We start from the raw sequence: 6576 nt of genomic DNA on the forward strand, positions 1-6576 counted from the left end.
CGCGCGTCCCCATGGTGACGGCTTACAGGCGATAGCGCTCGGCAAGGCCGAGCAACTGCTGCGCAAGGGTGGACAAGTTGGCGGCGGCCGTATCGAGCTGTCGCGTGCCGGCGGCCGTCTGCTGGCTGGCTTGGCGGATATTTTGGAGGGCACCCATCACCTGCTCGATGCCGAGCTGCTGCTGGTTGGTCGACGCGATGATCTGCTGGAAAGTCTGAACGCTCTCCTGAATCTGGCCCGAGATGCCGGTGATGGTCTGTTGCGTGATGTCCGTGCGCTCCTTGCCGGCGGTCACACGCTTCACGGCTTCCTCTGTGAGCATCACGGACGAATTGATGCCGCGCTGAATGTCGCCGAGGATCGAGCGCACCTGCAGCGTCGCGTCCTTCGCCTGATCGGCAAGCGTCTTCATCTCCGATGCCACCACCGCGAAGCTGCGTCCGTTCTCGCCGGCTGCGGCGGCTTCGATAGCGGCGTTGAGGGCAAGAAGATGCGTACGCTCGGAAATGTCGTTGACCGATGTGATGATCTCGCCGACGGCCTGGGTCTTTTCGCTCAAAGCGACGATGTTTTCCGCCACGGCTTCCGCCTGCTCGCGGATGGCATCCATGGCGCGTGCGGTCTCTTCAACAGCCTGTAGTCCCGACATGCTGGTCTGTGCCGCAGCCTGTGCCGAGGCGATGACCTCCTGCGCACGCTTTCCGATCTGCGTGCCCGAATGCGTGATCTCGTCGACGGTTGCGGCAGTTTCCTGAACGGCAGCGAGTTGCTCCTCGACTGAGGCCGCCTGTTCCTGGGTCGAGGCGCGGATTTCCGCCGCTGCGGCGTTCAGGTTTTCAGTCGCCTCGCGGCTCTGTTGCGCGAGCTGGCGCAGGCCATCGACCATAGTATTGAGGGTCGCACCGAGATGCCCGATCTCGTCTTTGCCCGTTACGGCCATCTGGCCACCGAGCTCGCCGCGTCCGACCCGCTCGACGAAGCCCATGAAGGCGCTGAGCGGCCCCGTGATGGAGGAGCGCAGCGCATAGGTGATCAGGACGCTCAGAAGCGCAGCGCCCGCTACGGCCAGGATGATCGACATCCGGCTCTGCTCGTAAACCTCGCCGATCCGTCTCTGCCCAATCGTGATCGCTTCGCCTAGGACACTGCGGGCTTGCACCAGGTTTCTGTTCCAGGATTCGCGGCTGGTGTTCAGGGCATTCTGTGTGGCGACTACCGCTGCAAGGTCATTACCCTGCTGGGCCGCGAATTGTCGCTCGGTCGAGGAACGAAGCTGACGCAGGTCTCCGCTGGCGCGGTTGAGAATCTCGGTAATACGTCGCCAGGCATCTGCTCTCTGCGAGGTGACTGATCGCGCGGCGAAATCGTTTACCGTCGCAATCGCCTGCGCCATAGAGGCTTCGGTCGCGGCGGCCTGCTGTTCCCAGGAGCGGACGAGATCGTTACTGGCGGCTTGCTGCTGGCCAAGCGAGCGCAGGAAGAAGCGGGAGAGAACTTCCTCCCGCAAGCCCCGCATGTCGTTCTGCAGATCGCCAAGGTCCTCGATCTGACGCATCAGGGCCAGATCGCGCGTCACGATCGTCTCCGTCGACTGGCGGACGTCGTCGAGCTGGTTGATGGCATAGACGCCGAGGCCGACCATCAGCGCGACGATGACGGCGAAGCCGAGAAGAATGCGGTTGGCAATCGAGATCGTCACGTCAGACTCCAGGAACAGATGAAGAGGGTAGGAAGGAACGCAGAAGGCGTTCGATGTCGAGAAGAGAAACGATTTCGTCCTGATCGGCAGGGCCGGATCGGGTCTTGCCATAGCCGGTAACGGCATCGTTGCGAAAGCCTGCGGCCTCCTCGCCGGTCAGGGGCAGGATATCTGTGACCGCATAGGCGCGCTCAACCCTCAGTGCTACCTGAGGCTGCTCCCGCCGCAGCAGGATGAAGTGAGCGTTTTCGTCTTCCGGTGAAGCGGCCTCCAATCCAAGTGCGAGAGCAAGATCGATCACGCTCACCAACCGCCCGCTTCGCCCGAACAGGCCGATCAAGGCGGGCGGCCCATCCGGAACAGGCATGCACTTTTGCGGGGGCAACACCTCGGCGACGGCCCTGATCGGGAGGCCGAAGCGCTCGCGCCCAGTGCCGCAGACCAGCACGCGGGGCAAGGCTTCTGCCGGGGCGGCGGCATCCCTGCGGGCTGCAAGGCGTTCCGTGCGCTGGTCGAGGATCTGCTGTACGCGTTCCGCGGTCGAGCGAATGCGGACCCGCTCCATCAGCCTCAGCCTACCGCGCACCGAATTCGCCACAATCATCTCCTGGGCTTGGACGGCGTGGCCGCTTCGAGATGGATACGGACGAGATTGCGCAGATCCATGGCGGTGATTCCGTCCGACTCGTCGAGAAGGTGGTCGTCACGCATCATTGAAGCAATGCGGGCCGCATTGGTCAGTGCGCGCCGGCCAGAACCGGATCGCCCTTCTGCGAGCAGCAGAAGTCCGAGGTGGTAGTGAGCCATGGCAAAGCTTTTATCGAGATAGATGCTTTTAAGGAAGCTGTTCTCCGCATCATGGGGTCGTTTGAGCGCCTGCAGGATGAGGCCATGGTAAAAGTGAAGGGCGGCACTCAGGGGCTGCTCGGCAAGGGCCTCCCGGCAGAGAGCATCGGCGGCGGCGAATTCGCCGGAATTGGCTTGCGCTTTGACCCTGTCCAGCAAGGCATCCGGAGGCTGAGGATTAGCGAGGGAAACCGGGGTCTTGGGGGAAGCCTTCACAGGACATGGAAGAATTTGCCGCTTGGTGGGTTCTGCCGGCTTCGGAGCGGGTGGAAGCGGTGCAAGATCCCTCAGAGGCAGTTTGGGGGGCTCGAAAGCTGGTATTGCAGGCGTTTCTTCTCCTGAGCCGGACCGATAGGCCACCGTCCCCGGCAGATTCAGGGTCTGCATCATAGCGGAGAAGGCGGGGTTGGGCTCCGCATGGCCCAGCAGCATCCAACCTCCCTCCGCAAGGCGGCCGTGCAGAGCCCCGACGATCCGGATCACGGTGTGCGGATGAAAGTAGATCAGGACGTTGCGGCAGAGGATCAGGTCGAAATCCGTGAACTCGAGAGGCGAGGTACCGTCGAGAAGACTCAGGAGATTGTGCTTTTCGAATCGGACCAGGGAGCGGAATTCCGGCCGCACCTGCCACTGGTCCTTTCCCGCGCCCAGGAAGTAGCGTTCTCGTTCCTCGGCTGGCATCGACCGAAGTGCCCACTTTCCGAATCGTGCCTGCTTGGCAAGGTTGAGGAAGCTGTCGTTAATGTCCGTGCCGACGATGCTGACACGCCATGTTCCAAGGCTCTCGCCGAGAATCCCGTTGACGAGGATGGCGAGGGAGTAGGGCTCGGCTCCCGTGGAGCATCCTGCGCTCCAAATCCGCAGCCGCCGCGTGGCGCTCTTCCTTTCGATGATCTCGGGCAGGATCGTATCGCGCAGGGCTGCGAACTGCTCCGCGTAGCGGAAGAAGAAGGTCTCGCCGATGGTGATCTCGGTTTCCAGCTTGCCCCATTCGGCAGGGCCGGAAATCGCATCGTTCAGGAGGTTGAGATACTGAGTCGAATTGGGAAGCGCCGTCGCGCGCAGGCGCTTGCGTACCCGCTCCCACAGCAGGTCGTCTTTATCCTGATAGTAGAAATGCCCGGTGCGGTCGATGATGCGGCTTTTCAGTTCAGGAAAGCCGGCATCGATCAGAGGGGCAGCGTAAGCGCGTGTGGCCATCAGGCCGAGACCGCCCATTCGCTAAGGCGGTTCTGGGCCTGGCGTCCGAGTTCCGCCAGAGCCTGCTGCTCCTCGGCGAGGAGAATGCGTTCGACGGAAAGCAGGTGGACGAGCCGCTCGTCCCACGTGACCTCCGCCTCGACGCAGCCGTTCAAGGTGCCTTCTTCGCTAACGGATGAAAGCTGGCACGTATCCACGCGGGCAACATCGAGAACCCTGTCGACGAGGAGTGCAGACGTTCCCGATGCGCTGAACCGATCAATGAGGATCAGATGCCGATAGAGATCCGCCTCGGCGCCATCCTCGACCGGCTGCAGACCGAACAACACATCGAGCCGAAGTACCGGAACCGCATGGCCGCCCAAGTTAAAGAAACCCGCCACCGGGCGGGGCATGACTGGGGGACGCCACAGGTGCGGCAGCGGCAGGAACTCGCGTGCGGCGCTTCTGTGCAGGGCACAGGCGATACCGCACACGTCGAACACTATGATCTGCAAGCTGGCCATGGATTCGATCGAGGGTGGACACCGAGGAGGCTAACGCTCATTCGACCATTAGATAGGTGCAAAGCTTGGTCTGGCAACCACTCGCGCGGGACAGCTAGTAGCGTATCTGGCCGGTGACTTCGCGAATGGCATTCAGCCCGGCAGCGGCTTCCTCGGAATATCCCGTCTGTTGAACGGCGCGGAAAACCTTCTCCGCATCGTTGTAGCGACCGAGCTTGAGATAGGACCAGCCGCGGATGAGCAGAAGGTCGTTCTGTTCCGGGATAATCCGGGCTCGCTCGCTCAGAGCGAGGAGGGTTTCCACATAGCGCCCGTCGCGATAGGCCGCCAGCGCCCGCTGGGTCAGGATCGAAGCGCCGAGTTCCACCCGGCGCTCACGCGTCTGTGGCGCCTCGGCGGCTGCGATGGCCGCCTCAGACGTCAGATTCTTGCGCAGATAGGCGAGGGATTTGCCGTAGGCCGCTTCCTCGCGGGCGCGGCTGCTGCCGGTGGCGGTGGCCTGATCGAAGGCGGCCACGGCTTCCATGGGACGGTTGATCTCCATGAGGCACCAGCCGCGGGTGAGGGCGCTGTCGCCTGACAGGCCGGCCGGATTGCGCGTCATGGCGCAATTGCGCCCCAGAGCTGATCGGGCCTGGGTCTGCCTGCGCCGGACGTTGTCCTCGGTCCGGGCGAAAGTCTGCTCGGTCTCGACCCCTTCCACCATGACCTGGCGGGGTTGGACCGGCGGCGGAGCGCTCTCGATGGGCTCGGGCATGGGCGCCTGTGCGACAACAGGCTGTGTGACGATAGGCTGCCGTCTGGAAGCCGGATTGGCACCGTCCGCCAGATCGGCGATGCGTTGCGAGCGGCCGCGCCATTGGGCGACCACGGCGTTGAAGCCGGCACGGTCGGTGAGACGCTGGGTCGTCAGGGCCAATCCGTAGGCGGAGGCTTCGTCGTCGGCCTTCCAGGTCAGGGCTGTGCGGAACCAGTCGCGCGCCGTGCGGATCTGCTCCGTATTGTAGGAGTACCATCCGAGGGCCTGGGCCGCATCCGAGAAGCGCTGTGCCGTGACGACCGGAACGATCCGCGCGATCACCGAGGGTTCGAGGCGCGGCGGCGGATCCTGGCTGAGGAGCGCCGTCGCCACGTCGAGATAGATCTTCATGTTCTCGGGCGCGCGCTCGCGCCATTCATAAGCGAAGGCTTCCGCATCCGAGAGCCGCTCGAGGGCCCGCAGCGACATGGCATAGCCCTCCGCCGCCTTCGTGCCGCCATTGCGGTCAAGGGCCGTCTTGAACAGTTCGAGTCCCCGCGCGGGATTGCCATGATGGTAATTGTACCATCCGAGGATCAGCACTGGTCCGGCTTCGTTCGTGTTCTGGATCAACCGCTCGACTACGGCGAGGTCCTCGGCCGATGCGGTCACCTTGCTGTCGAGGGAGGCGCGCTCGACCCGGCGGCGAGCCAGCTCGTCACGGATAGGGGTGAAATCGTCCGGGGACTCGCCCGTCTTGCGCTCGAACTGGAGCAGGGCTGTGACCTGCTGCTCGGGCAGCAGGGTCAGGGCCTTCTGCAGGGTTGCGAGGCGTTCGCCCGGGTTGGCACAATTCTGCAGCAGATAGGTGTAGACGTCCCGCGTCCGGTTCGGCTGGTCGGTCCGGACAAACGCTTCGGCCACCCGCCAGAGCACGTCCACGTTCACGCAGGTCAGGAGGCTGGGCGCTTCCGTGGCCACCTGCAGGACCGTACGCCATTGGCCTGTATCCGACGCATTGGTCAGGCGGCGACGCGCCTCGACGGTCTCGAGAGCCGTGACCAACTCTTCCGGGGCCTTCCAGTTCGGGTCAGAGGACTGACGTTCGGCAATGGCGGCGCGAACCTCGGCGATTCGATCTTCGCGATAGAGATTCCAAAGGCGTTCAATCAGCGGGTCGGGCGCCGCGGCGGCGGCTCCCGAGAGCTGCGACAGGTCGCTGGGGGGAGTCCAGTTGGGATAGAGCGCCCGCAATCGAGCGATTTCCGCATTCACGCGGCGGGTATCGCCCTGGGACGCGAAATAGCGCAGGGCGGATTCATCGACCTGAGGCTGGGATCCGTTCGCCGGAGGTGTCGACGTCGGCGATTCGGCAGGCTGGTTGCTGCCGGAACCCGTCTGCTGCGCGATAGCTGCGAAGCCCAGGATTGCAACTGCAATCGTTATGGCACTGCCGACTAGAGCGCGTTGACATTCATTTGGTCCAGATGAACGCGCTGACGAGGCAAAGGATTGACATAAACGCCCGTGGGGTCTGTTCGTAGCGCGTGGCGATGCGTCTGAAGTGCTTGATTTTCAGGAAGAAG

At 63.4% G+C, this 6576-nt stretch carries 5 protein-coding genes; all 5 read right to left on the reverse strand.

Features of this window, described 5'->3' with window-relative positions; all coding sequences use genetic code 11:
• Positions 1-22: 22 nt before the first annotated feature.
• The 5 genes from FS320_RS05750 to FS320_RS05770 all read right to left on the reverse strand — a co-directional run bounded on the left by FS320_RS05750 (position 23) and on the right by FS320_RS05770 (position 6265).
• Positions 23-1699, reverse strand: coding sequence for a methyl-accepting chemotaxis protein (locus FS320_RS05750; protein ID WP_162002846.1), 1677 nt, complete (start codon positions 1697-1699; stop codon positions 23-25).
• 1 nt (position 1700) lies between these two features.
• Positions 1701-2297, reverse strand: a complete 597-nt coding sequence (locus FS320_RS05755) for a chemotaxis protein CheW (RefSeq protein ID WP_162002847.1) — start codon at positions 2295-2297, stop codon at positions 1701-1703.
• Positions 2298-2299: 2 nt separating this feature from the next.
• Positions 2300-3745: a CheR family methyltransferase gene (locus FS320_RS05760; RefSeq protein WP_152710134.1), complete on the reverse strand. Its 1446-nt coding sequence runs from the start codon at positions 3743-3745 to the stop codon at positions 2300-2302.
• Complete coding sequence (locus FS320_RS05765; protein ID WP_152710135.1) at positions 3745-4251, reverse strand: chemotaxis protein CheW; 507 nt, start codon at positions 4249-4251, stop codon at positions 3745-3747. Before FS320_RS05765 ends, FS320_RS05760 begins: the two co-directional genes overlap by 1 nt.
• Before the next feature lie 94 nt (positions 4252-4345).
• Positions 4346-6265 (reverse strand): tetratricopeptide repeat protein, encoded by a 1920-nt coding sequence (locus FS320_RS05770; protein ID WP_152710136.1) that lies wholly within the window; start codon positions 6263-6265, stop codon positions 4346-4348.
• Positions 6266-6576 lie beyond the last annotated feature (311 nt).

The sequence above is a fragment of the Microvirga tunisiensis genome (assembly GCF_009296175.1).
Taxonomy (GTDB): domain Bacteria; phylum Pseudomonadota; class Alphaproteobacteria; order Rhizobiales; family Beijerinckiaceae; genus Microvirga; species Microvirga tunisiensis.